The sequence below is a fragment of the Pseudanabaena sp. CCNP1317 genome (assembly GCF_034931345.1).
GTDB classification, from domain to species: Bacteria; Cyanobacteriota; Cyanobacteriia; order Pseudanabaenales; family Pseudanabaenaceae; genus Pseudanabaena; species Pseudanabaena galeata.
Window position 1 is genome coordinate 1 of record NZ_JAYGIF010000119.1, and the last position, 22,726, is coordinate 22,726.

Genomic DNA, 22,726 nt, shown 5'->3' on the forward strand with positions numbered 1-22,726 from the left:
GAGACGACTCTATCTACATTACGGGCTTGGTGTCCCTAGGGGTTGAACGAGTTTATCTCTGCTTTTGCTTTTTCGGATTTGAGTAAAGATTTTATCCTTTACTTTTCTTCCTAGATACAAGGGGTTTGGTCTCCAAATCCTCTTTTAAGATGACATGGAAACATGATGATGCTCTTTATTCTACGTAACATCAGTTAAAAGTACAAAATGGCAAAGCCATTTTGTACTTTTAAAACCCTTACTGGGTTTGATTTTTAATTCGCAAAAGTGTTAGCCCACTTTCGTGAATTGGTATTATAGCTGCCGTCGATTGTGTTAGGACAAAAGCAAAACCCAAGAAGAGAATGGCGGCGCTTCGCGCCGCCATTCTCTTCTTGGGTTTTATGTCCTCATATACTTGGCGACAGCTATACATCCGCTATATTAGGATAGGCGGCATTTGATATAGCTCATCCTCATCCTAAAATCCGACTATGGATCTTGAACTTTCGCGATTTTATAAGGCTTGCAACCCCACGCATCCCCTTGATTCTAGTAATGAAGAGGATCGCAGCTATTATGTTGATCTCTCGACAGTTCGCGGCGAAAAACTAATTGAAAGTCTGTCGCGCAAGATTGTGCGGATTTCGCCCGATGAGTCCACCTGTCAGTTATTTACAGGACATATCGGCTGCGGCAAATCGACGGAGCTTTTGCGGCTGAAACATGAGTTGACTGAGAAAAAGTTTCATGTGGCTTATTTTGAATGCGATCGCCAATTGGAACTGAGTGATGTTGATGCCAGTGATATTTTGTTAGCGATCGCAGGACAACTCAGTAAGGGGTTGGAAAAAGAAGGGATTAATATCGTTCCAGAATATTTCAAGAAATTATTTGGCGAACTGAAGGATATTTTGCACACTAAACTCGATTTGAGTGCAAATTTCAAGCTGTCAGTGGGGATTGCCGAGATTACGGCTCAAGCCAAGAACAGCCCGTCATTGCGTCGGCAAATGCGCGAACGGTTGGAATCACGCACTAATAGCATTATTACTTCCATTAATAAGGAGTTACTAGCTCCTGCCAAGGAAAGATTACAAGCTGCTGGCAAGAAAGGTTTAGTCGTGATTGTGGATAACCTCGATCGCATTGAAAACCGCATCGATCTCAAAGAGCAGTCCAAGGCTGGATATTTGTTTGTCGAACGAGGCGATCAGTTGCGAGGGTTGGATTGTCATGTGGTTTATACAGTGCCATTGTTGTTAACTTTTTCCAATGATGCAGCGATCGTGACAAGTCGATTTGGAACCGATATTAAGACTTTGCCGATGGTTCCTGCGCGATTGTCCGATGGCAGTGAGTGCGAGGCAGGAATGGCGTTGCTTAGACAGATTGTAATGGCGAGAGCATTTCCAAAGGTTAATTCTGTCCAACGGATTAACAATGAATTTGTGAATAAAGTATTCGATAGTCCCAAAACTCTCGATCGCCTATGTCAAGCTAGTGGTGGTCATGTCCGCAATTTATTTCGATTGCTGTATGGTTGCTTAGAGCAAGATGATCCGCCGATTACCGCCAAATTAGTGGAGAGCATAATCGCTAAGGAACGGAATAAAATGGTAAAAACAATCACTGATGATGAATGGGATTTGATTAAGAAGGTGCAACAGGATAAGCGTGTGCGTGGTGAGGCGGAATATCAAACCCTGATCAAGAGCCAGTTTGTGTTTGAGTATGAGTATCAAGGTAATAGTTGGTTTGACCGAAATCCGATTTTGGATGATTAAGACCCTCACCCCCCAGCCCCCTCTCCCAAAGGGCGAGGGGGAGCCAGAATTTACTCCCCTCTCCCCATGGGAGAGGGGCTGGGGGTGAGGGAAGTCTTTATTTAAGGAGAGTTCTATGAGCGATCGCACCGAAATAATTGCAGAAAATAATCGCGATGCCTTGCGTCGATTGACGAGAATTGTGACGCGATCGCAGGGATTTTCATTGTCGATCGCTTTGTGTAACTATCGGGTATTGCAGGAGCGCGTATTACAGGACTTGCGATCGCAACTTGCTGAGAATGGTTTACCTGAGACTGCGATCACGACACTTGAACTCAAACCTGATGCGAAGACTTTGCTTGCACCAATTCAGGAATTGATGGGCAAGGTGCATCAATTGCCCATTGAGCAGAAGCCCAAGGTGTTAATGGTTTTGGGATTGGATGCGGTTACAGAAATAGAAGCGGTTTTGAAATCGGCAAATCGGGTCAGGGAAGAATTTGCTAATTGTTTGGAATTCCCGATGGTGCTGTGGCTGAACGATCGCACTCAGGATATTTTGACCCGTGAGGCAAGTGATTTGGCGAACTGGACTACGGCGGGGGCGATCGAGTTTCAGCTTGAGGCGATGGAATTAAAGGAACTGGTGCAAGATTCGATCAGAGCTATGTTTGATCGCTATTTGCAGTCTCAAGGTTTGGGTGATTGGGATGCGAGTTTGCAACAGTTTGAACTAATTACGGCGATCGCAGATTTAGAGGCTCAAGCGATTGAGATTAGTGATGAAATTAGCGCAGGGTTAGACTTTGCGTTTGGCTGTATGGCAATGACTGAGGGGGAAATCGGGAAGGCAAAAGCTTTATTTGAGAGGAGTTTAACCTTTTGGAAACAATCTGGGGATCAACTTAAACAGGCGGTATGTCTATTGCAATTGGGATTAGGCGATCGCAGTTTGGCGATGCGTGAGCGATACCAGAAGCAGCCTTTTTATGCAACTTCTCAGCAGTATTTAGCTGAAAGTATGGATATTTTGCGGAACCTCCAACGAGGGGAATTGATGGCGTTGTATATCAATTTTTTGACTGCGACATGGGAGGAGTTATTGTCCCTCACCCCTAGCCCCTCTCCCAGAGGGAGAGGGGAACAAGAAACTAATTTGATTTCTCCTCTCCTAGAGGCACAGGGAACTCAAGCTTTATCTCTGCCCCCCTCTCCCAGAGGGAGAGTGGTTGGGGGTGAGGGCTTAGAATCTCTCGTCAATGAGGCTCTAGCTCTCCATCAAATCTATCCCAATCTCCTCCGTGAATCCCACGATCGCGGGATTCTTGCGTCAGTGAAGTTGATGCAACAGGACTATCGGGCGGCAAAGGAATCGGCGGAAGCGGCACTGGCGTTATATGCCCAAGGGGAAGCGCTGCAACTGGCTAACCTTGCACCTTCGCGGCGCTATGGCTATGCCAAATATGAGCTTTGGTTGGCGAGGGCTTTGGAGGGATTGGGCGATCGCCAAGGTGCGATCGCGAGACTAGAGGGTGTGCGCGATCGCTGGCTCGGTGAGCAACATCCCTATGACGCGCAGATCTATGTATCGGTTTTGGAGGAGTTGCGATCGCTTTACACTGCGTCGGGTTTGTATTTGGAAGCCTTTGAGACTAAGCAACATCAGCGATCGGTGGAGCAGCAGTATGGGCTGAGGGCTTTCATCGGTGCGGGGACTTTAAATCCGAAGCGGGAAAGAACTAATTTAGATATGTATGCGAATGTTGCGGAACAGTCCGACAAGATCGCGCAGGAGATTGAAGCTTCGGGGCGGATGCTGGATGTGGAGAAGTTGGTCGATCGCATTGGTCAGGCGCGATATCCTTTGACTGTGATTCATGGCGATTCGGGTGCGGGCAAAAGCTCGATTTTGATTGGTGGCTTGGTTCCTGCCTTACGCGCAAAGGGAACCATTGATGGGCGCAAGGTGTTAGTTTTTGCGATTAAAAATTACAAAGATTGGAGTGCAGAAGTTAAACATAAGTTACAAAAATATTTTGGCGATCTCCGTCCCGATCTCGACCCAATTCAGCACTTCAAGCGGAATATTGATGAGAATTATTTGACGGTGTTGATTTTCGATCAGTTTGAGGATTTCTTTTTTAAGAAGGAAGATTTTCGCGATCGCTTACCGTTTTACAAGTTCCTGAAGGCTTGTTTGCATACGGATTTTGTGCGGGTGGTGTTGTCGTTGCGGGAGGACTATCTGCATTATTTGTTGGAATGCGATCGGGCTGTGGATTTGGAAAAGGTGGAGAATGATATTCTCGGTAAGCAGGTGCGTTACTATTTGGGGGATTTTACGCAGGATCAGGCGCGACAGGTGATCGAGGCGTTGACTAGGCGATCGCAGTTACGGTTGGAGCCTGAGTTGATTGAGCGCCTTGTGACGGATTTGAGTGGTGAGCAGTTGCGGATTTTGCCGATTGAGTTGCAGGTGGTGGGGGCGCAGTTGGAGTCGGAGGTTCCGCCGATCGCGAATCTGCGTGAGTATCTTTCCTTAACGGGGGATACGCATCGGAAGCCGAGTGAGGTGTTGGTGGAGCGGTGGTTGGAGAATGTGGTGCGTGATTGTGGGGTGGGGAATAAGGAGTTGGCGGAGAGGGTGTTGTATGCGTTGACGGGGAATGAGGAGAAGCGTCCGCAAAAGACGCAAGCGGAGCTTGCTAGTGAGTTGTTGGGGGTGGGATCTGGTGATGGTTTGGGGGTTAGATCCCCCCTACCCCCCTTGCAAAGGGGGGCTTTGGATTCTAGTAATAGTTTAGAGGTTAGATCCTCCCTATCCCCCTTGCAAAGGGGGGCTTTGGATTCTAGTAATAGTTTAGAGGTTAGATCCTCCCTATCCCCCTTGCAAAGGGGGGCTTTGGATACTTTAGGCAGTGTAGATAACTCAGTCCCCCTTTCTAAGGGGGATGCCGAAGGTAGGGGGATCGAGCCTCTCAATGCAGCAGAAAATCTCGCGCTGGTGCTAGCGGTTCTGGTTGGTTCTGGGCTTGCTTTTCGGGTGAGTAGTTCGCCTGATGACCGTTTTCAGTTGATTCATGATTATTTGGTTAGCTTTATTCGCAAGAAGTACAAGATCGATTTGGCGGCGGAGTTGCGAGAAGAACGGAAGAAGCGGGAATTGGCGGAAAAAGAGAAAGAAATCTATGCAGTGGCAAATCGCAAGGCGAAACAACGGATTTGGATAGCTTCGATTTTTCTGGGAATTGCGTCTATGGCAGCTATTGGTATTAGTATCTATGCAGGGAAGACATTTATCGAACAGCAGGAAGCTATTGCAGGGACAAGGCTAGAACGGGAGGGTTCGTTATTATTAAGGCAATTTGAATTTCAAGAGTTAAAAACTTTAGTTGCGGCTGTGCGAGTGGGAAATGAATTAAGAAGTATTGCTAAAGATCGTTCGTTAGAGCTATATCCTGCCGTTAGTCCAATTTTAGCCCTTCAAAATTCACTTACTAAAATACACGAGAAGACATTCATTAATGCAGACATACCTGCAATTGTCATTAATGGTTCAGTCAGTCAATTAATCTCCTTTTCACCCAATGGGAAAAGGTTAGCGACTAGTAGCAGTGACGGAACCACTAGGATATGGGATTTAGAAGGTAAAGAAATAGCGAAATTGCAAGGGCATCAAGGAGCTGTTTTTAGCGTGGTATTTTCTTCCGATGGGAAAAGGTTAGCCACCAATGGCAGTGACGGAACCGCTAGGATATGGGATTTAGAAGGTAAAGAAATAGCGAAATTGCAAGGGCATCAAGGGCATCAAGGGGCTGTTTCTAGCGTGGTATTTTCTTCCGATGGAAAAAGGTTAGCGACTAGTGGCAGTGACGGAACTGCAAGGATATGGGATTTAGAAGGTAAAGAAATAGCGAAATTGCAAGGACATCAAGGGGCTGTCTCTAGCGTGGTATTTTCTTCCGATGGAAAAAGGTTAGCGACTAGTGGCAGTGACGGAACTGCAAGGATATGGGATTTAGAAGGTAAAGAAATAGCAAAATTGCAAGGACATCAAGGAGCTGTTTCTAGTATAGTATTTTCAGTTGATGGGAGGATCTCAACTAGTGGCAGAGACGGAACCGCTAGGATATGGGATTTAGAAGGTAAAGAAATAGCGAAACTGCAAGGACATCGGGGGGCTATTTCTAGTGTGGTATTTTCTTCCGATGGAAAAAGGTTAGCGACTAGTGGCAGTGATGGAACTGCAAGGATATGGGATTTAGAGGGTAAAGAGGTAGCGAAACTGCAAGGACATCGAGGGGAAGTTTTTAGAGTGATATTTTCAGCCGACGGGAAAATGTTAGCGACTAGTGGCAGTGATGGAATCGCTAGGATATGGGATTTAGAAGGTAAAGAGATAGTGAAACTGGTAGGACATCGAGGAGTTGTTTCTAGCGTGATATTTTCAGCCGACGGGAAAATGTTAGCGACTAGTGGCAGTGATGGAATCGCTAGGATATGGGATTTAGAAGGTAAAGAGATAGAAAAACTGGTAGGACATCAAGGAAATGTTTGGAGTGTCGTATTTTCAGCCGACGGGAAAATGTTAGCAACGAGTGGTAGTGAGGGAACAGCGAGAATTTGGGATTTAGAAGGTAAAGAGATAGCAAAACTAGTAGGACATCAAGGAGTTGTTTGGAGTGTCGTATTTTCAGCCGATGGAAAAATGTTAGCAACCAGTGGCTTTGATGAAACTATAAGGATATGGGATTTAGAAGGTAAAGAAATAGCGAAACTGCAAGGACATCAAGGAAATGTTTCTAGCGTGGTATTTTCTTCCGATGGGAAAAGGTTAGCCACCAGTGGCAGAGATGGAACCGCTAGGATATGGGATTTAGAAGGTAAAGGAATAGCGAAACTGCAAGGACATCAAGGAAATGTTTCTAGCGTGGTATTTTCTTCCGATGGGAAAAGGTTAGCCACCAGTGGCAGAGACGGAACCGCTAGGATATGGGATTTAGAAGGTAAAGAAATAGCGAAACTGCAAGGACATCAAGGAAATGTTTCTAGCGTGGTATTTTCTTCCGATGGGAAAAGGTTAGCGACTAGTGGCAGTGACGGAACTGCAAGGATATGGGATTTAGAAGGTAAAGAAATAGCAAAACTGCAAGGACATCAAGGAAATGTTTTGAACGTGGTGTTTTCTCCCAATGGCAAAAAGATCGCGACCAGTGGGAGAGATGGAACCGCTAGGATATGGGATTTAGAAGGTAAAGCGATAGCGAAACTGCAAGGACAAGGGTATGTTTTGAGCGTGGTATTTTCTCCCGATAGCAAAAGGATCGCAACTAGTGGAAGTGACGGAACGGCGCGAATTTGGGATTTACAGGGTAGGCAGATTGCCGAATACGAAGGGAAGGGAAGTATGAGCAAAGACTTTCAATTTATCGCCACAATTCCCAAAGATAATCCATCTATCGTCAAACTCTGGCGTATCCAAACCCTAGACGAAATGCTAGATAGCGCCTGTGCGCGGTTACGCCCCTACCTCACCACCAATCCCGATGTTTCTGAAAGTGATAAACAACTGTGTGAAAAGTAAAAAGGGAAAAGGGGAAAATTTGATTTTGGTTAAATTGTGAGGGGCGAGATCTCCGACTTTTTTGGTGTAATTACAGATCACCTTTCTCCACCACCAAAAAAGTCGGAGATCTGTATCCTTCTCAGGCAGACTCAATCCGTAAATGCTATGCCCTCTCCCCTTTCAGCGATCGCTTGTCCCTGCATTTCCCTCCCCACCCTCAGCGATCGCTTGTCCCTACATTGGAAGGTTAAGGGCAAAGCATTCCCAAAGCAAAGCGATTTTAAAAATCAATAGATTACTGCGAGAATGTATTGCTCCTACCATTCTTTCTATTTGAGGTTACATCCTACATTCAGCCCTCTGGGTTCGCTCATTTTAAATGCGATCGGTTATACTTAAATATCTGACTTGACAAACACATTCAAGGAGGGGCTAAATGCTTGCTGATAAAAATTTTCGGATTTCCCCTGAGATAGTCAGTGGTAAAAAACTAAATGAATTGGGATTAAGTGCCGCAAATACCTACCGTGTTTTTAAAAACGATTCAGGTCAAATTTTATTAGATCCTGTCACTCCCACTGAAGCATTTCAAAACCAATTAAAAAAATATGCTGATTGGGAAAAGTCTTCTAAGTCTACTTTAGCCCTTCAATTTCTAGAAAAAAGGAGACAAAGACTTGCTCAAATGACTGAAACCGAGACGCAAGAAGCGGAAATATTTTTTGAACGATTTAAAGAAAGCATTAATAGCGATCGCCCTGAGGATGCAAAACTCTATCTATGATTGTATTTCTAGATTCGGGTGTAATCGGGCTATTGTCCAATCCTAACAAGCGTGATCGGGCTATAGCTTGTGAAGATTGGCTATATGGTCTGTTTGCTAAGGGTGTATATGTTGTGAGTTCAGATATTTGTGATTATGAGGTAAGGCGAAATCTAGTACTTGAATCGATGAGATTTGAGAAGCGACTGCAACCGCTAACTTCTCTTGATGAGTTACATGATTTTATTGATTTTTTGCCAGTTACATCAAAGATTTTGATCTCGGCTTCAGATGTTTGGGCAAAGTCTCGTTTACAAGGTCAAGCAATGTCAAATGCAGCCAGTATTGATGTTGATGCGATTATTTGCGCCCATTGGGAATTGTTGAAGGAGGAGTTTCCTAGTCGTTATGTAGTGATCGCAACAACGAATGTACGGCATTTATCTCGCTTTACAGAAGCTTTCGAGTGGGAGTCAATTCAATTGTAATTACTTGAATTAATGTAATCATTAATTTAAGTAATCAAGTATATGGATTATTTTCCTTTGAATTGTTTCTTTAGAACTTCGTGTATTGAGGACTTTATCATTGTCTTTGCTTCTGCTTTTGCGACCTCTAACACACTATCATAATCATTGCTTTCTCCACATTGAGAACATTTAAAGAGATCTCCAGAGTTTAGCATAGTACCTTTGACTTTGAGCTTCTCAACAGGAGAATTACAGAATAAACATTTAAGATTCACTGATATCTCTGGAATATTCATAGCTTTATTTTTTAATCATTTTGACAATAGATATTAGTGCAACAACTCCAGTAAATGCACTTAGTGGAATAAATAGACCTTTGTGATCATCAAAAAAATCTGAGGCTTTTTTCAAAAATGAGCGATTCGCCAATAATTCTTTTTTACTACGCCGTGATGTAATAACACCTTTCCCTGTAGGCGTTAGTGAATAAGTATCCTCAAAGTATTGATTTCTCAACCATTCATCTGCCAAACATTCATTCAAAAGGCTACGCAGTTCATCTAAACTAATATCCTTTCTAGTCTTGTTTTTGATTCTTTCATTTATTTGATTAATACTGAGTGTAAATAAATCTTTGTTTATTCCATGAGTGTACATTTCCTTAACAAAAACTTCCAATACATCTTCTTTAGATATTTTCTTTTGTATCCACATATTATTAATTTTTTAAAGTCTAAATATAGTTTGCTTAGAGTCTATATTGCTAAGAAATAATTCTTGTATTAAAATCAATTTCTGTCGAGGAAGGCAAAGATTTAGATTATTCATAGCTTCAAATAAATATTTGCCTATAAAAAAGTATTATAAGATGCTTAGAGTTAGTTTTCAAGCAATCTATATCTAAAGTATTATTCGATTTTGTAAATATTAAGAGATCATACATATAAAACGTTAATATTTGTTTACATGTTTTTATGAAAATGTATAATCTAATCAATTGAGAAATATGTTAATCGTCATATTTTTCATCCAATCAATATCCCATCTCTATTACCATCATCAACTAAGCAGCTAATCTTTTGACATCTGTTTAGGGGATCAGTTCAATCATTTTTCTCTAAAATGAGATGCGTATAGCCAATTTCAAAATGAGGTAGCACCAATGAGTACCACAATTACAATTGAACAAAGATTACTAGAAAAAATTCGTAATCTATCATCTGACAAAATTACAGAAGTAGAAGACTTTATCGACTTTCTCTATCAACGTCAAACCAACTCTGAGCAGAATCTAATCATGGCTGCTACCAAACTCTCAGAAGCCAGATTCTCAAAAGTATGGGACAACCCCGAAGATGCAGAATATGACAACCTATAACTTTGGAGATGTGCATTTAGTCCCATTCCCCCCTTGAGAAACAGCTTGTTATTAAAAGACTTGGCAAATTAGAAGCCCTAGATATACAAGCATTGCAAAGCTCATTACAACAAATTATTGAAATCAGCAGATAAACATTTGGTGTAAAACAACTAAAAGGCGATCGCGATATAATCTCCAATACATCGTCAGCCATTAATTCAGGAACATCATAAGATTCATGGACGTAAAAGCCGCAGTCGCCTTCGCCGCAGGACAACCCCTCAAAATTGAGACAGTCCAACTAGATCACCCCAGAGCAGGAGAAGTCCTCGTCGAGATCAAAGCCACAGGAGTCTGTCACACCGACGCTTTCACCCTCTCAGGCGATGACCCCGAAGGACTATTTCCCGCCATCCTCGGACATGAAGGCGCAGGTGTCGTCGTCGAAGTCGGCGCAGGTGTAACATCTCTTAAAGCAGGCGATCGCGTCATTCCTCTCTACACCCCCGAATGTCGCAACTGCTCCTACTGCCTCAGTGGTAAAACCAACCTCTGCCAAGCGATTCGCGTCACCCAAGGTCAAGGCTTAATGCCCGATGGAACCAGTCGCTTTTCCATCAATGGCGAAAAAATCCATCATTATATGGGAACCTCCACCTTCGCCAACTACACCGTTCTCCCTGAAATTGCCCTAGCTAAAATCCGTGATGATGCTCCCTTCGAGAAAGTCTGCTACATCGGCTGTGGCGTAACTACAGGCATCGGCGCAGTCATTAACACGGCAAAAGTCGAAGTTGGTTCCAATGTCGTGATCTTTGGTCTAGGAGGCATCGGTTTAAACGTGATCCAAGCTTGTCGGATGGTCGGCGCAAACATGATCGTCGGCGTAGACATTAATCCCAAAAAACGCGCACTCGCTGAAAAAATGGGCATGACCCATTTTGTGAATCCCTTAGAAGTAGAAGGTGATCTCGTTCCTTATCTGGTTGACCTGACTAAAGGCGGTGCAGACTATACCTTTGAATGTATCGGCAGAACCCAAACCATGCGTCAAGCCCTCGAATGCTGCCATAAAGGATGGGGTGTCAGCGTGATTGTCGGCGTAGCAGGTGCAGGTCAAGAAATCAGCACCCGTCCATTCCAATTAGTCACAGGTCGCGTCTGGAAAGGCACAGCCTTTGGTGGCGCAAAGGGACGTACTGACGTTCCCAAAATTGTTGATTGGTATATGGAAGGTAAAATCGATATCGATAGCCTGATTACGAATGTAATGCCGATTGAGGAAATTAATGAGGCATTTGCGATGATGCATAGAGGCGATGCAATTCGGACAGTATTAACTTTTTAACTGATGTTACGTGGAAATTCTTCCCATAGCCCAAGTCTAGGGCTGGCACGGGGGCACAGCCCCTACGGGAACCTCTAATTTTGGGGGAGGGGCAATCCCCCCGTGGTTGCCCTGCCGCGCTAGCAGCAAGAGGTCTACCATCTACGTTCCACATAATAACAGTTTAGATAGTGGCGTGCCACTATCTAAACTGTTCCATTAACCATGCAGTTGTTGCAGACTGATTTTCTTGGCGACTACGTTGCAGAGATTGCTCCAAAATTTCTAGCTTCAGTCCCGACAATACTAGTGATTCACGAATTCGCCGAGTACTACCGTCCATCCCAATTGTAAAAGCAAAAATTTGCATGGTCTGAACATTCACAATCCAATATTCAGAAATACCTAGCTCCTCGTATTGCAAGCGTTTTGTGCCTAAGTCATCAGAGATAGAGGTATTTGATATTTCAATAACCAGATCGGGTAATGGGTATTGATCTAAATCAATGATTCGCGTTCCCCAAGGTATGACATCGGCTTTGTCACCAATGTAGTAAGACGCATCAGGCTGAAACTCAGTATTACCTTTCTTCCGATAAGAACAGCAATCATGTCCATTGATTGGTATATTTCGCAAAGCTGCAAATAAACCAACACTCAAGATAATCGTCATGTGATCTTTGGAATGATCGGAGCCTGTGGACATAGATTCAAACCTCATCTTGCCATTGTAGTAGTAGCTTTTAAGCTTGTTAGAATCTGGGGCATCAGCAATATTGACAAACTCTTCCCAAGGCACAGTTATCCAAGTATCTAGGGTCGTTTTGGTTTGCAGTAGGGGCATGGTGTTCACCGAGAGATGCAAATAGGCGATCGCTTATGCTTTATTTTACATTGCCCAAACAAAAAGAGAAGCCTCGCAATGCGAGGCTTCTCTTTTAAAATCAAAAAGCGCTAGGCGCTATTAACAATTAGACAGCCGCGAAGTTAGCAGCGACGAAATCCCAGTTGATGAGCTTTTCAACAAAGTTAGCCATGAAGTTAGGACGGCTATTTTGGAAGTCCAAATAGTAAGCATGTTCCCAAACGTCCATTGTCAACAAAGGAACTTGACCTTCATGGATGAGAGGATTTTCAGCGTTAGGAGTCTTGGTGATCTTCAACTTACCGCCTTCAGCAATGAGCCAAGCCCAGCCACTACCAAATTGAGTAGCGCCAGCATTTTTAAATTCTGTTTTGAAATTGTCAAGACTACCAAAGCTAGCGTTGATAGCATCCAACAAAGCACCAGTAGGAGCGCCACCACCAGCAGGCTTAATCCCATTCCAGTAGAAGGTGTGATTCCAAACTTGAGCAGCGTTGTTAAAGATTCCCGCTTTGCCTTCTTTGTAGCTAATCTTGATGATTTCTTCTAAGGATTTGTCAGCAAGATCGGTATCTTTAATCAGGTTGTTGAGGTTATCAACATACGCTTTATGGTGCTTACCATAGTGAAATGATAGGGTCTCAGCAGACATACCCGAAGCTGCGAGAGCATCTTGGGCGTAGGGTAAAGATGGGAGTTCAAATGCCATTGTTGTTTAACCTGTTAAAGTTTAAAGTGATTTCTCAGCTTTAAGTATTGTTACAATTATAATCGAGATTGTAAACCGTAGTAACTGCTACAGCTTTAACTTTTTATACCCAAAAATAAAATTGCGTAGCCATTTTATTTTTTTAACCCTTACTAGATTTGCTTTTCACTTCACACAAGTGTGATAGCACTAGCGTGAAGTGTTACTAAGCGCATTGTTAGAGCGATCGCAGTCCATAGATTGCACATCCATACAACTATCGATCAATGTAGTTGGAATATCAACGTAGTTGGAATATCAACAATGACAAAAAGAGATCTATTACTCACTGGAGCAGCCATCATCGGCAGTTCGTGGCTATTTCAACTTTGGCGATCGCGATCCACAGATTCCACATCCGCAGACTCCGCGATCGCCGTAGACTTAACTAAAGCAACTAAGAAGTATCAAATTATGAAAACCGAAGATGAATGGAAACAAATTCTTACCCCAGAGCAGTTTCGTGTTTTACGCAAACATGGTACTGAGCGCTCATTTAGCAGTCCTCTCGATAAGGAATATAGCAAGGGTACTTATAACTGTGCTGGCTGCGATCTGCCATTATTCACATCTGACACTAAGTTCAATAGCCGTACAGGTTGGCCAAGCTTTTTTCAACCAATTGAAGGGGCGATCGCCACTACGACTGATACCTCTTTATTTATGAAGCGCATTGAAGTCCATTGCAGCCGATGCGGTGGACATTTGGGGCATGTGTTTGATGATGGACCTAAACCCACAGGACAACGCTACTGCATGAATGGAGTTTCTCTTAAATTTATTCCTGCTTAGGGCTTTGCCTTAAACCTTAAAATAGGGAACCGATGTTTGATGGTGCAGCTTTGCCGCGCCATCAAACATCGGTTCTTAATTAAATTGCAGCAATCTTAGTTACTGATGTTACGTGGAACTCAGATGATGAATCTCTTGCTGCTAGCATGACAGGGCAACCACGGGGGGATTACCCCTACACCAATAATTTAGATTTTGTAGGGGCAATCCCCCGTGCCAGCCCTAGACTTAGATGATTGCAGGAATTCTATCCACGTAACATCCGTTAGTTATAAAAGAGGCGGCGCTAAGCGCCGCCTCTTTTAGTTACGCTGTTCTATGCCATTTTGAACATTTGTCACATTGGAAGGTGGGCGCGTCCAGTTAAAGTCACTAATCCGAATCAGAAATTCCCCCAAACCTTGATTAGGATTATACCGAACCAAAACAGAATAAGTACGCCTTGCATATTCCAAGGAATATACAGAATCAAAGACAGAACCACTATCCAGATTCCAACTTTGCTGAATCCCAAGGCGAATTGGCCCATAAATTTGCTGAATTATCGCGGCGGTAAGCACTCTCACATCAGAAACTTGATCAAAGAAGAATGGCGACTTTCCACTAGAAAATGCTTGGGTATAGCTCATGCTTAACGCCGTATAATCGAGGAAGTCTTTAGCAAACTGACCGACTTCCGCCGCTAGTCCCACAGTTCCATATAAAACAGATTGACTAGCTCCATTAGAATAGAAAGAAGCCACTCCTTGAGCGGTTACAAAAGCATCTAACTTCGGCACAATTGGTTTTGGCGAAAAGCGTAGTCCTGTTTCTTTTTCGGCTGGCGCTGGCTCTCCTCGCAACAGGGGAAAAGCCCGACTCACAATTGCAGCACCTTGGACTCTAATTAATGAACCAATTGTACTTGGTTGCAGATCGGATCTCTGCGCCCCAACTAATTGAGCAGAGGCTTGATAACCTACAGAAATTTGAGAATCACCCAGAACATAGTTTGGGGATAATAAAGTTGTTCCTAAAATGTTGTTTACATCTTGAAATCCTAGGGAGCCATTGAAAACCCGATCGCGAAAAGCGTACTGTGAGAGCAAAGTATGATTACCAAATACAGGGATCTGATAGGTGGCGTTAGCACGCAGCAGAGAATCAATTCTAGAAAAATCTAGCCCTGAGAAACTCGCTCTTGCCGATAAACTAGATCCATCGTCAAAAGCCCCACTTAGAGTCGCCACAACCCCAATAATATCGAAGCCTGAGAATCCACTCTGGCTAGAAAAGGCGCGTTGGAGTAGCAATTGCGGTGATAACTGAAAACTCAAGTTAGGTTCAGTAACAACATCAAAACTCTGTTGATAAAATACACCGCCGCGATCAGTGCGATCAAATCCCACCAACGCAGGAGCAAAGCGCTGAAAGCGATCAAGCGTAATACTATTAACTGGCAATGGCAGGGAGAAGCCTTGATCAAAGACAATGCGTGGCGATTCTAAATCTAGACGGTTTTGGGTTGGCGAAATCGGTGTTAGAGTCGCCTTACTAGTGGTGAGTTCTAGTTCAGGTGGACTGAAGGGATCGTTAGTAACGCGCAAATTTTCAGCAGTCCAAGTATCCCCATCCAGAATTAAGCGCTCAGCAATAAACCCAAGACGGCGTACTTGCCCATCATTAGAATTCCCAGTCCCGATTGGGGAGATGGTGATTGAGTTACTGTCAGTTTGCGAAGGCGATCGCGATACTTCGGAACTATTCAAAGTACCCAGATCAACTGCACCTGATGCATTCAGAAGTTCACCCTTAACATTGCCGTAATTATAAGTAAGCTTGGCTCCACGGATTTTTTGATCGCCGCGTGTAAAAAATACATTACCTTCAGCAACCACTTCCTGAGTTTTGGTATTTAACTGCACGCGATCAGCTATGAGTTCAGATTTTTTGTAATTAATAACGACATTGCCTTCCGCGACAAATACCTGTGTGTTGATGTCATATTCTTGGCGATCGCTGACCACATTTAACTTTTCACCCACACGCGGCGGCAAGGCTGGACGCGGTTTATCGTTAGGCTTGGGTTTAGGTAAACTGTTTGGCTTGATTGGACCAGCTTGAGCCAGTAGATCGGCCTTGAAGTGCTGAGCGATCGCCTTAGGATCAGGCAATGTTTCTAAAAGAAGTTGTAGCTGCGCTCTGACCTCTATCGGCAGTTCAGCAGGTAATTTAGCAACACGACTAGGCGACGTTGGCGGTAATGACAACGTTTGACTAGAGATAGCCTGTCTCACCTCAGCATAGGTGCTAGGTGGCAGTTGAGTTGAAGGCGGTGTTAAGAAATCCATACTTCAACTAAGTTTACAGGATTTTTCTCTGAGATATAGCTGTCATACTAAAACACAAAAAGGCTACACCGTTTTATGTTTTTAAAACCTTTACTGGGTTTGGTTTTCAATTTACAAAAGTGTCGTCACACTTTTGTAAATTGGGTTCGCTACTGCATAAAATAAAAGCGGCGCAAAGCACCGCTTTTATTTTAAGGATTACCTAGTTGCGAATTTGCACAGGCATGAGAAGATAAGTCATTTTGCTTGCCCCAATCGGTACAAGTACGGCGGGACTAGTGGGGTTATTCATCTGAATTTGAATTTCATTACTTGGCAACGCCTTTAAGCCATCCAGTAGATATTTAACATTAAAGGCTATTTCCACATCTTCACCTGAAATTTGAGCAGGCAGAGACTCACGCCCTGCGGCTACATCAGGAGCCTCGACCGACAGGGAAACTTCTTGCCCTGTCGAGTCAATCGAAATTTTGACAATGTTGTTTTTTTGGTCAGCCAAGACGGCAATACGCTCTAGCGCCGATAAAAACAATTTGCGCTCTAAGGTCACTTGGCGATCAAAGCGACTAGGAATCAATTGGCGGTAGTTAGGATAAGTACCATCTAGAAGGCGGGAAATTAAGATTTGATTAGCACTTTGAAAAATCATATTGGCTTGATCGAATTTAACCGCGATCGCTCCCTCAGTCTGTTGATTGAGCATTCGTTCTAGTTCCCGTAAGGCTCTAGCAGGGATCGTCACCTCCAGATTAGTCGTCACTGTATCCCCCGTCACAGGTGGCTCATCCGCATCCAAAAAGCCTGTCTGCAACACAGATAAGCGATGCCCATCGGTAGCGGCAAACTCTAAGCGATCTGCACTTGCTGTGAGATGCACACCCGTCAGAATTCGCTTCGTTTCATCAGCCGAAGTTGCAAACAGGGTTGAGGCAAGCCCACTCAGCATCGACTCAACTGGCAGATAGGTAGTCTCACCATCTTCGCCAATTTGAGGCAATTCAGGAAACTCTTCTACAGGCAAGCCATGCATTTGGTAGCGTCCTGAACCACAGACAATCGATACCATCGTGTTGTCCTTGTCCACGCTAAGCGTGATGTCTTCATCGGGCAACCTCGACACAATGTCGTTGAGCAACTTCGCAGGTAGGGTAATCGATCCCGCCTCGACAACTTGAGCAGGAAAGGAAACCTGAATTCCCAGATTAAGATCAAAAGCAGTCATACCAAGGCTTTGATTGGAGCCATCCGCATCTAAACGAATGTTTGCCAAGATTGGGTGCGTAGGACGAGAAGCAACTGCACGACCGACAAGGGCAAGATTAGCAGCGAGTTGATTTTGGGGACAGACTAGTCGCATAGTTGGGCAAGAGGATTTCTAAACTGTAGTGAAACTGAGTAGTGAGATTGAAGGTGGAGACTAAATTTTAAATAATAAATTTTAAATAAACTTTTTTAAGTTTTTATGAGGATGTAAAAAATTTAGAAAAATTTAGTCTTTTGCTGTCTAGGCGGCTTTAATTTTTGAGTTTAAGTTTTGAGAATTTTTTAAGGTTTAAAGATTTTTATAAAAATCGGGAAATGTGTTTAAAACTACTTTGCAAGAAAAACGAGAATTTTCAAATAAACTTTTCAACAAAAGTTTTTACTTTTTATTTTTTTGATTTGTGGAAGCTAATCATACCATCGTTGTTATTTTTTACACTATCAAATTTGAATTTGAATTTTCATTTTTTTTTCATTCGATCTAATAATTACTGTTTTAAAGAATAAAAATATTAAATAGTAGTAGTAGGGGCTGTGGAAAATGTGGAAAACTCTAAAAAAACTTGATTTAATAGTACTTCTAGCGTTTTTTACCTGTGGAAAAACCTGTGGATAAAGTGGCTAGTTTTCCACAGAGTATAAATACCTAGTAAAAGTTTTCCACATTTATTTAAAAGTTTTCCCCAGATATTAACTACTTTTCCACAGAAAGATGGTTGTTATCCACAGGTTTTCCACAGGCTAAAAACAAATATCTAGGTTTATCAACAGATAAACATCCAAAATGTTTATAAAAAACTCTTTTGGAATTTACCTGAGAAATCTTAATAATACTTAAATAACCAGAATTTATGAAGAGCAAAGATTTTTTTATTAATTTCAAAATTTGGATAATTACCACTGGATTAGTAATTTAGATTTGCCGATCCCGTCTTAATAAATCTAAAATTTTAACTGTATTTTAAGCTTGATTGTGGACTTAGACCCAAGGCGATCGCCAAATTTTCTCTATGATTTCTTTACGAATCCTTGGGGATTGATATAGTGATGAAAAGTTAAATTGCCTGATTAAATTTTAAATATATTAAATATAGGTTTAGAAATTGTGATTAAGATTGTGCTTAAAAATTTGTTGAGTCGCCTATGTTTGGGGGCGATCGCCTTACTATTTAGCTTTAATTTATATATAGGTACGGCTCTAGCTTTGCAGGTCTCAGATATTCCTGACTTAGATGAGATTAAGGCTCTGACCGAACAGACTTGGGTAATTGATGATTCTGAGGTACTGAGTGCTTCGACTAAAGGGGCGATCGCTAGTAAAGCCGAAAAACTAGCAGAATTGACGGGAATTGAAGTGCATGTGGTAGCTATTCGCCGCATTGATTTAGGACAACCTGCATCGGAGTTTACCTCGGAACTATTTGATAAGTGGTTCCCTACGGAGGCAGAAAAGGCTAATCAAGTATTACTATTTATGGCAACAGAAGACCACCGCACGGCGATTCAAACTGGTGCAAAGGTTAAAGAAGTTCTGCCTGATAGCATTGCCAATAGTATTGCTGATGAGACGATGCTCTATCCTGCGCGTAAGTCAAACTATAACCAAGCGGTCAACGAGGGAATTGCGCGTTTAGAAGCAGTTTTGAAGGGGAATCCTGACCCCGGTGCGCCTCTATTGGCCGTAGAAGAGACGGAGACAAGCAACTATGCAACTAAAGAAGAAACTGAGGCTAGTTCATCCAATGTGGTGGTAATTATTTTGCTGATTTTGGCGACTTTATTACCAATGGCGACCTATTACTGGTTGCAAAGTCAACCTTAGCAACCAAAAGAGGCGGCGCTTCGCGCCGCCTCTTTTATGTGTCTTCAAAATCTTGGGCTAAGTTGGGGGGCGTAACAGCGCGAGTCACTCGTACTTTATGGCTTTCTCGCTGGGTTTGAGCTTCGATCGCGATCGCTTCAAAGGCTACATCAATACTACTGAGTGGGATCGATATATTAGTGCGGGTTTCAATAAACTCGGCATTGGGAACCTTGCTAAAATCTAATAACCAACGCGGTCCATCGACAATCATACGAGTTTGCAAATCTTTAATCCAGAACTTTACGAAGAATTTAGGAGTGATCGCAGGTAAGCGCACCGCTATTTGCATTGGTGTTCCTGAGAGCATCTCACCTGCGGGAATAATGATCTCAGGGATGGGAATGGGTTCTTGATCTGATAAAGCCTGTGGCGTGGTTTCTTGAATATTGCGAATTGTTCGAGCAGTTTCCGATAAGGTGGAAGCCGTGGAATTGGGAGGGCTGACAGCGCTAATGGGAAAACTATTGGGATCAATAGATTCTTCCCAAACATACTCATTTAAAATGAAGTCTGGCTCGGAAGTGAGTAACCGATCAAGTTCGACATCAAGTTCGAGATCGAGTTCGGCTAAACTGGTCGCTTCGGCGATCGTTCGGGGAGCCTGTTCGGGATTATCTAGATCGATGGATATATTGGTTGAATCACCTGCTGCTTCAGAAGCAAGTAATGGATCGCTGGGGGCAAATGTATCGAGTAAGAGTTCTTCTGTCCGTTGACTGGCTTTTTGAGCAGCGATCGCTTCGGCTGATAAAGTTTGCAGCTTATTCAGAAAACGATTATTCCGATTGTGGGGACGCGGATCGTTTGGAGTCGGTAGTGGGTTTCTGGAGGATTGAGAAGTTTCTGGAATTGATGCTTCAAGTAGTTCTTCGTAGTTTTGGGGAAGTTCTTCCTCAAAACTATAGAATAGTTCTGGTTCCTCTTCGTTGATGTTAGTTTTGTCTAATGGATATTGGCGATTAACTTCAGCCAAATCATCAATAGTTGTCGGTTGAAATTCTGGTTCAATTTCCCGAATTTCATCTGCTTCTACCTGTGGAAAACTTTGAGAATAATCATCGACTAGATCCAAATTTGGTGAATTAAAAGTTGCATTTCTAGTCTTACTTTGTGCGGATGGTAGAGGAGGCAAGGACAAAGCTGTAGTAGGCTTTTGTTGGTCTAAAACCTCTCCCTGAGAGGCTTTAGACTTGTTGGAAGGTATGGGTGGAAGACTAAGCGAATTAGCTGATTTTGGTTTTGGTGATAGATTCTCAGGCTGACTTTCCGTTGGTGATGACACCTGTGGAAAACCCTGTGGAAATTGTGGGTAACTAGGTGGCTCCACCAATGTTTCTGTAGGTTGAGAATTAGGGAAAGTATTCTCTTGAGTCGAATATTGCTGAGCTTCTTTGATGAGTTCAGGTAGGACTCTTGATGCAGGATAGGAAACAGCGATCGCCTGTTGTGCTACAAATAAATCTATATCTTGCGGAAAGTCTTGATGGGGATGGATTTGCACATCACCAATCAGGACTTGAATCTCTGAAGGTGGCGGCACAATAATTTGATAATTAAATGGTATTGCGCCAGTTGTGGGATGGTGATCGCTAGATTTTGCGATCACGAAGCGCTGATTGACGATTAAATCAAGGGTTTGGGGATCTTTGAGGCTGACTTCAACTTCGCCTTGAGTGTAGGCTTCTCCTGTAAGATTAAAGCTATTGTCCTCATTGAGAATATATTGCGGCTGTTTTAAACGTAATAAAATACGAGGCTGAAGCGATGAGTCGGTTTCTGCGAAAATGTCTGCATTGGATATTTCTAACTGAGCCAATAGATTAGGGCTTTCATTGGACACTTCACTTTCTGATTCTGGAGCGTCGCTATCACTTACTTCATCGCTTTCATCCTCGTCATTAAAGAGTGCAAACTCTTCAAACATTGATTGGACGAGTTCCGTTGATCTCTGCTCAGCAATGTCGAGAATTGGTGAACTATAAATTAGTGGTGTTGGTTCAGTTTGGATGATTCCCAAGGCATTGGTATGGGCTTCATTGAGAATTTCGGTGGGATTATCTAAATCTTCATCAACATCGCTATATTGCCACTCTGAACCTGCCTCTGATGAAATTTGAATAACATCAAACTTGACGGTTTTTTTCCATGCAGGAGCTAAATTGGTATTTACGCTAGTATTAGCTGTAGTATTTGCCGAATCTTTGCCAGATTCCGCGTCAGATTCTGTTGCAAGACAATCGATCTGCCATGACCCCGGAACAAAATTAGTGTAGGGCATTACGATCAGCAATCCATCATGGCTGATGCGCTTGGCAATTTTTTGTTGAAAAGGCTGATGCCGCACATCGGCAAGGGGGCGATAGGCGATCGCAATTCCAACTAGCGCATTTGCTAAAGCAGAGCGTGCAGCAAGTCGGTACTGCCCTTCCAAAATCTCTACGGTTGGAGATTCTAAGGGCAACCAGGACTTGTCACCTTTGCGTTGTAGCAAAAACTCCCAGTTTTCCATATTCGGCGATCGCGGGTTAAGTGTGCTTAGTTATGGCAAATACTAACCGATCTAGGGTTGTATAGCAATTGTGTTTAAAGATGCTAGCAATTCTCATTATAAAAATCGGTTTTTTGAAAGCTCGCCAACGGCGAGCTTTCAAAAAAATTTTGGTGTTTCCAGCGCCGAAGGGGCTGGAAACACCAAATATCGGTTTCATAATGGGAATTGCTGGGTATTTAGGGAACTCCAAGGAAAAAATGATCCCTATAAAACCCAAAAACAATGTGGCGGGCTTAGCCCGCCACATTGTTTTTGGGTTCAGCTATTTTGTGTAAGTCCCTTAGATAGAAAGACCGAGTTTGAGTCCTAGAAAAGCATGGGCTACCAAAAGCACCACGATCGCACTGCCTAGATAGGCATGGGCATTACGCAGTAATGGTTGATTACCACCAAATCCAGTGAGCGAAATTGTGCCATTGATGGCTAGCAAGGTCAAAACAACTGAGCCTGTAATGAAATGGGGACTCTCTAGCAAAGGTTTACCCTGCATCACTAACGACAGTAATCCGCCTGTATAGCCTGTGGCTAAAAATACGGTCATTAGCGGCGCTACTTTGCGATGATCGGCTTTGTTCTTGTTAGCAACTTCAGTATCTGTAGTGGTGCGACTGCGCCATCCTGAAATCGCCACAAATGATCCCATCGCCACAATGACGACCCCCATAAAAAATGGGTGACCCCAGTGGGTAATTGGTTCAGGGATATGCAGGGATTGAAATTGATCGGCAATGGGCTGGAGTGACTCAGCGAGTTTAGTGGCAAATGCGGTCATAGATTTAGGAGTAACTCAGATAGGGAATTGTTTGAAAACTGCAAAAAATCTTTACAATTTTTAATGATTGTAGCGGTTTTTGCTGAATTACTCCAAAAAAAAGGGGCAACGCTTTGCACTGCATATTATCTGCTGGGGCATGTTGGGGCTTAATTTAAGTAGCGATAGCTATCGCTGTAGTAGCCTGAATTATGCATGACAAGGGGAACGAGAACAAGAAAAAGAGCCTAAAAGCTATTAGAATTAGGCTCTTCAGAATAATAATAGATGTATTTTCTCATGACAGAGTGTAATCAAGAAGCAAAGA

Annotated in this window: 18 protein-coding genes; 10 read left to right on the plus strand and 8 right to left on the minus strand. The window is 43.1% G+C overall.

Going from position 1 to position 22,726, the window contains the following annotated elements:
* Positions 1 to 473: 473 nt before the first annotated feature.
* The 5 genes from VB775_RS21800 to VB775_RS21820 all read left to right on the plus strand — a co-directional run bounded on the left by VB775_RS21800 (position 474) and on the right by VB775_RS21820 (position 8,565).
* Positions 474 to 1,766, plus strand: a complete 1,293-nt coding sequence (locus tag VB775_RS21800; RefSeq protein ID WP_281006497.1) for a P-loop NTPase fold protein — start codon at positions 474 to 476, stop codon at positions 1,764 to 1,766.
* A 115-nt stretch (positions 1,767 to 1,881) separates the two neighbouring features.
* Positions 1,882 to 7,332: a WD40 repeat domain-containing protein gene (locus VB775_RS21805; protein ID WP_281006496.1), complete on the plus strand. Its 5,451-nt coding sequence runs from the start codon at positions 1,882 to 1,884 to the stop codon at positions 7,330 to 7,332.
* Between the two features lie 147 nt (positions 7,333 to 7,479).
* Positions 7,480 to 7,608 (plus strand): hypothetical protein, encoded by a 129-nt coding sequence (locus tag VB775_RS21810; RefSeq protein WP_281006495.1) that lies wholly within the window; start codon positions 7,480 to 7,482, stop codon positions 7,606 to 7,608.
* Positions 7,609 to 7,750: 142 nt separating this feature from the next.
* Positions 7,751 to 8,098: a hypothetical protein gene (locus VB775_RS21815; RefSeq protein WP_281006494.1), complete on the plus strand. Its 348-nt coding sequence runs from the start codon at positions 7,751 to 7,753 to the stop codon at positions 8,096 to 8,098.
* The gene (locus VB775_RS21820; RefSeq protein ID WP_281006493.1) at positions 8,095 to 8,565 is read left to right on the plus strand and encodes a hypothetical protein; all 471 of its coding nucleotides are present in this window, start codon (positions 8,095 to 8,097) and stop codon (positions 8,563 to 8,565) included. The genes VB775_RS21815 and VB775_RS21820 overlap by 4 nt, the downstream gene beginning before the upstream one ends.
* Before the next feature lie 47 nt (positions 8,566 to 8,612).
* On the opposite strand, the gene VB775_RS21825 is transcribed toward VB775_RS21820, so the two are convergent.
* Together VB775_RS21825 and VB775_RS21830 are read right to left on the minus strand one after the other, a co-directional pair.
* Positions 8,613 to 8,843: a hypothetical protein gene (locus VB775_RS21825; protein ID WP_281006492.1), complete on the minus strand. Its 231-nt coding sequence runs from the start codon at positions 8,841 to 8,843 to the stop codon at positions 8,613 to 8,615.
* Between the two features lie 4 nt (positions 8,844 to 8,847).
* Positions 8,848 to 9,261, minus strand: coding sequence for a hypothetical protein (locus VB775_RS21830; RefSeq protein ID WP_281006491.1), 414 nt, complete (start codon positions 9,259 to 9,261; stop codon positions 8,848 to 8,850).
* A gap of 448 nt (positions 9,262 to 9,709) precedes the next feature.
* Here VB775_RS21830 and VB775_RS21835 point away from each other — a divergent pair, with 448 nt between their 5' ends.
* Positions 9,710 to 9,925, plus strand: a complete 216-nt coding sequence (locus tag VB775_RS21835; RefSeq protein ID WP_281006490.1) for a toxin-antitoxin system, antitoxin component, Xre family protein — start codon at positions 9,710 to 9,712, stop codon at positions 9,923 to 9,925.
* A gap of 220 nt (positions 9,926 to 10,145) precedes the next feature.
* A complete protein-coding gene (locus VB775_RS21840) occupies positions 10,146 to 11,255 on the plus strand; it encodes an S-(hydroxymethyl)glutathione dehydrogenase/class III alcohol dehydrogenase (RefSeq protein ID WP_281006489.1) in 1,110 nt (369 codons plus the stop codon).
* Positions 11,256 to 11,436: 181 nt separating this feature from the next.
* Here the strand turns inward: VB775_RS21840 and VB775_RS21845 are convergent, their stop codons facing one another.
* Together VB775_RS21845 and VB775_RS21850 are read right to left on the minus strand one after the other, a co-directional pair.
* Entirely contained in the window at positions 11,437 to 12,078 is a 642-nt protein-coding gene (locus VB775_RS21845; RefSeq protein WP_281006488.1) for a Uma2 family endonuclease, read from the minus strand.
* Between the two features lie 127 nt (positions 12,079 to 12,205).
* Positions 12,206 to 12,808, minus strand: coding sequence for a superoxide dismutase (locus VB775_RS21850; protein WP_281006487.1), 603 nt, complete (start codon positions 12,806 to 12,808; stop codon positions 12,206 to 12,208).
* Between the two features lie 303 nt (positions 12,809 to 13,111).
* Between VB775_RS21850 and msrB the strand changes: the two genes are divergently transcribed.
* A complete protein-coding gene (gene msrB / locus VB775_RS21855; RefSeq protein ID WP_281006486.1) occupies positions 13,112 to 13,639 on the plus strand; it encodes a peptide-methionine (R)-S-oxide reductase MsrB in 528 nt (175 codons plus the stop codon).
* Positions 13,640 to 13,941: 302 nt separating this feature from the next.
* On the opposite strand, the gene VB775_RS21860 is transcribed toward msrB, so the two are convergent.
* Together VB775_RS21860 and dnaN are read right to left on the minus strand one after the other, a co-directional pair.
* The gene (locus VB775_RS21860; protein ID WP_281006485.1) at positions 13,942 to 15,969 is read right to left on the minus strand and encodes a DUF3769 domain-containing protein; all 2,028 of its coding nucleotides are present in this window, start codon (positions 15,967 to 15,969) and stop codon (positions 13,942 to 13,944) included.
* A gap of 202 nt (positions 15,970 to 16,171) precedes the next feature.
* Positions 16,172 to 17,326, minus strand: coding sequence for a DNA polymerase III subunit beta (gene dnaN, locus VB775_RS21865; protein WP_281006484.1), 1,155 nt, complete (start codon positions 17,324 to 17,326; stop codon positions 16,172 to 16,174).
* A gap of 1,011 nt (positions 17,327 to 18,337) precedes the next feature.
* On the opposite strand from dnaN, the gene psb32 reads away from it, so the two are divergent.
* On the plus strand, positions 18,338 to 19,054 hold the full coding sequence (gene psb32 / locus VB775_RS21870) for a photosystem II repair protein Psb32 (RefSeq protein ID WP_281006483.1): 717 nt from the start codon (positions 18,338 to 18,340) through the stop codon (positions 19,052 to 19,054).
* Between the two features lie 34 nt (positions 19,055 to 19,088).
* Here the strand turns inward: psb32 and VB775_RS21875 are convergent, their stop codons facing one another.
* The gene (locus VB775_RS21875) at positions 19,089 to 21,605 is read right to left on the minus strand and encodes a hypothetical protein (RefSeq protein WP_281006482.1); all 2,517 of its coding nucleotides are present in this window, start codon (positions 21,603 to 21,605) and stop codon (positions 19,089 to 19,091) included.
* An 80-nt stretch (positions 21,606 to 21,685) separates the two neighbouring features.
* Between VB775_RS21875 and VB775_RS21880 the strand changes: the two genes are divergently transcribed.
* The gene (locus VB775_RS21880; protein WP_281006481.1) at positions 21,686 to 21,922 is read left to right on the plus strand and encodes a hypothetical protein; all 237 of its coding nucleotides are present in this window, start codon (positions 21,686 to 21,688) and stop codon (positions 21,920 to 21,922) included.
* A gap of 5 nt (positions 21,923 to 21,927) precedes the next feature.
* Here the strand turns inward: VB775_RS21880 and VB775_RS21885 are convergent, their stop codons facing one another.
* Positions 21,928 to 22,419 (minus strand): DUF4079 domain-containing protein, encoded by a 492-nt coding sequence (locus VB775_RS21885; protein ID WP_281006480.1) that lies wholly within the window; start codon positions 22,417 to 22,419, stop codon positions 21,928 to 21,930.
* Between the last annotated feature and the right edge of the window lie 307 nt (positions 22,420 to 22,726).

Coding starts and splice junctions, on each gene's coding strand:
- VB775_RS21800 (WP_281006497.1), top strand. CDS start 474: ATGGATCTTGAACTTTCGCGATTTTATAAGGCTTGCAACCCCACGCAT.
- VB775_RS21805 (WP_281006496.1), top strand. CDS start 1,882: ATGAGCGATCGCACCGAAATAATTGCAGAAAATAATCGCGATGCCTTG.
- VB775_RS21810 (WP_281006495.1), top strand. CDS start 7,480: ATGCCCTCTCCCCTTTCAGCGATCGCTTGTCCCTGCATTTCCCTCCCC.
- VB775_RS21815 (WP_281006494.1), top strand. CDS start 7,751: ATGCTTGCTGATAAAAATTTTCGGATTTCCCCTGAGATAGTCAGTGGT.
- VB775_RS21820 (WP_281006493.1), top strand. CDS start 8,095: ATGATTGTATTTCTAGATTCGGGTGTAATCGGGCTATTGTCCAATCCT.
- VB775_RS21825 (WP_281006492.1), bottom strand. CDS start 8,843: ATGAATATTCCAGAGATATCAGTGAATCTTAAATGTTTATTCTGTAAT.
- VB775_RS21830 (WP_281006491.1), bottom strand. CDS start 9,261: ATGTGGATACAAAAGAAAATATCTAAAGAAGATGTATTGGAAGTTTTT.
- VB775_RS21835 (WP_281006490.1), top strand. CDS start 9,710: ATGAGTACCACAATTACAATTGAACAAAGATTACTAGAAAAAATTCGT.
- VB775_RS21840 (WP_281006489.1), top strand. CDS start 10,146: ATGGACGTAAAAGCCGCAGTCGCCTTCGCCGCAGGACAACCCCTCAAA.
- VB775_RS21845 (WP_281006488.1), bottom strand. CDS start 12,078: ATGCCCCTACTGCAAACCAAAACGACCCTAGATACTTGGATAACTGTG.
- VB775_RS21850 (WP_281006487.1), bottom strand. CDS start 12,808: ATGGCATTTGAACTCCCATCTTTACCCTACGCCCAAGATGCTCTCGCA.
- msrB (WP_281006486.1), top strand. CDS start 13,112: ATGACAAAAAGAGATCTATTACTCACTGGAGCAGCCATCATCGGCAGT.
- VB775_RS21860 (WP_281006485.1), bottom strand. CDS start 15,969: ATGGATTTCTTAACACCGCCTTCAACTCAACTGCCACCTAGCACCTAT.
- dnaN (WP_281006484.1), bottom strand. CDS start 17,326: ATGCGACTAGTCTGTCCCCAAAATCAACTCGCTGCTAATCTTGCCCTT.
- VB775_RS21875 (WP_281006482.1), bottom strand. CDS start 21,605: ATGGAAAACTGGGAGTTTTTGCTACAACGCAAAGGTGACAAGTCCTGG.
- VB775_RS21880 (WP_281006481.1), top strand. CDS start 21,686: ATGCTAGCAATTCTCATTATAAAAATCGGTTTTTTGAAAGCTCGCCAA.
- VB775_RS21885 (WP_281006480.1), bottom strand. CDS start 22,419: ATGACCGCATTTGCCACTAAACTCGCTGAGTCACTCCAGCCCATTGCC.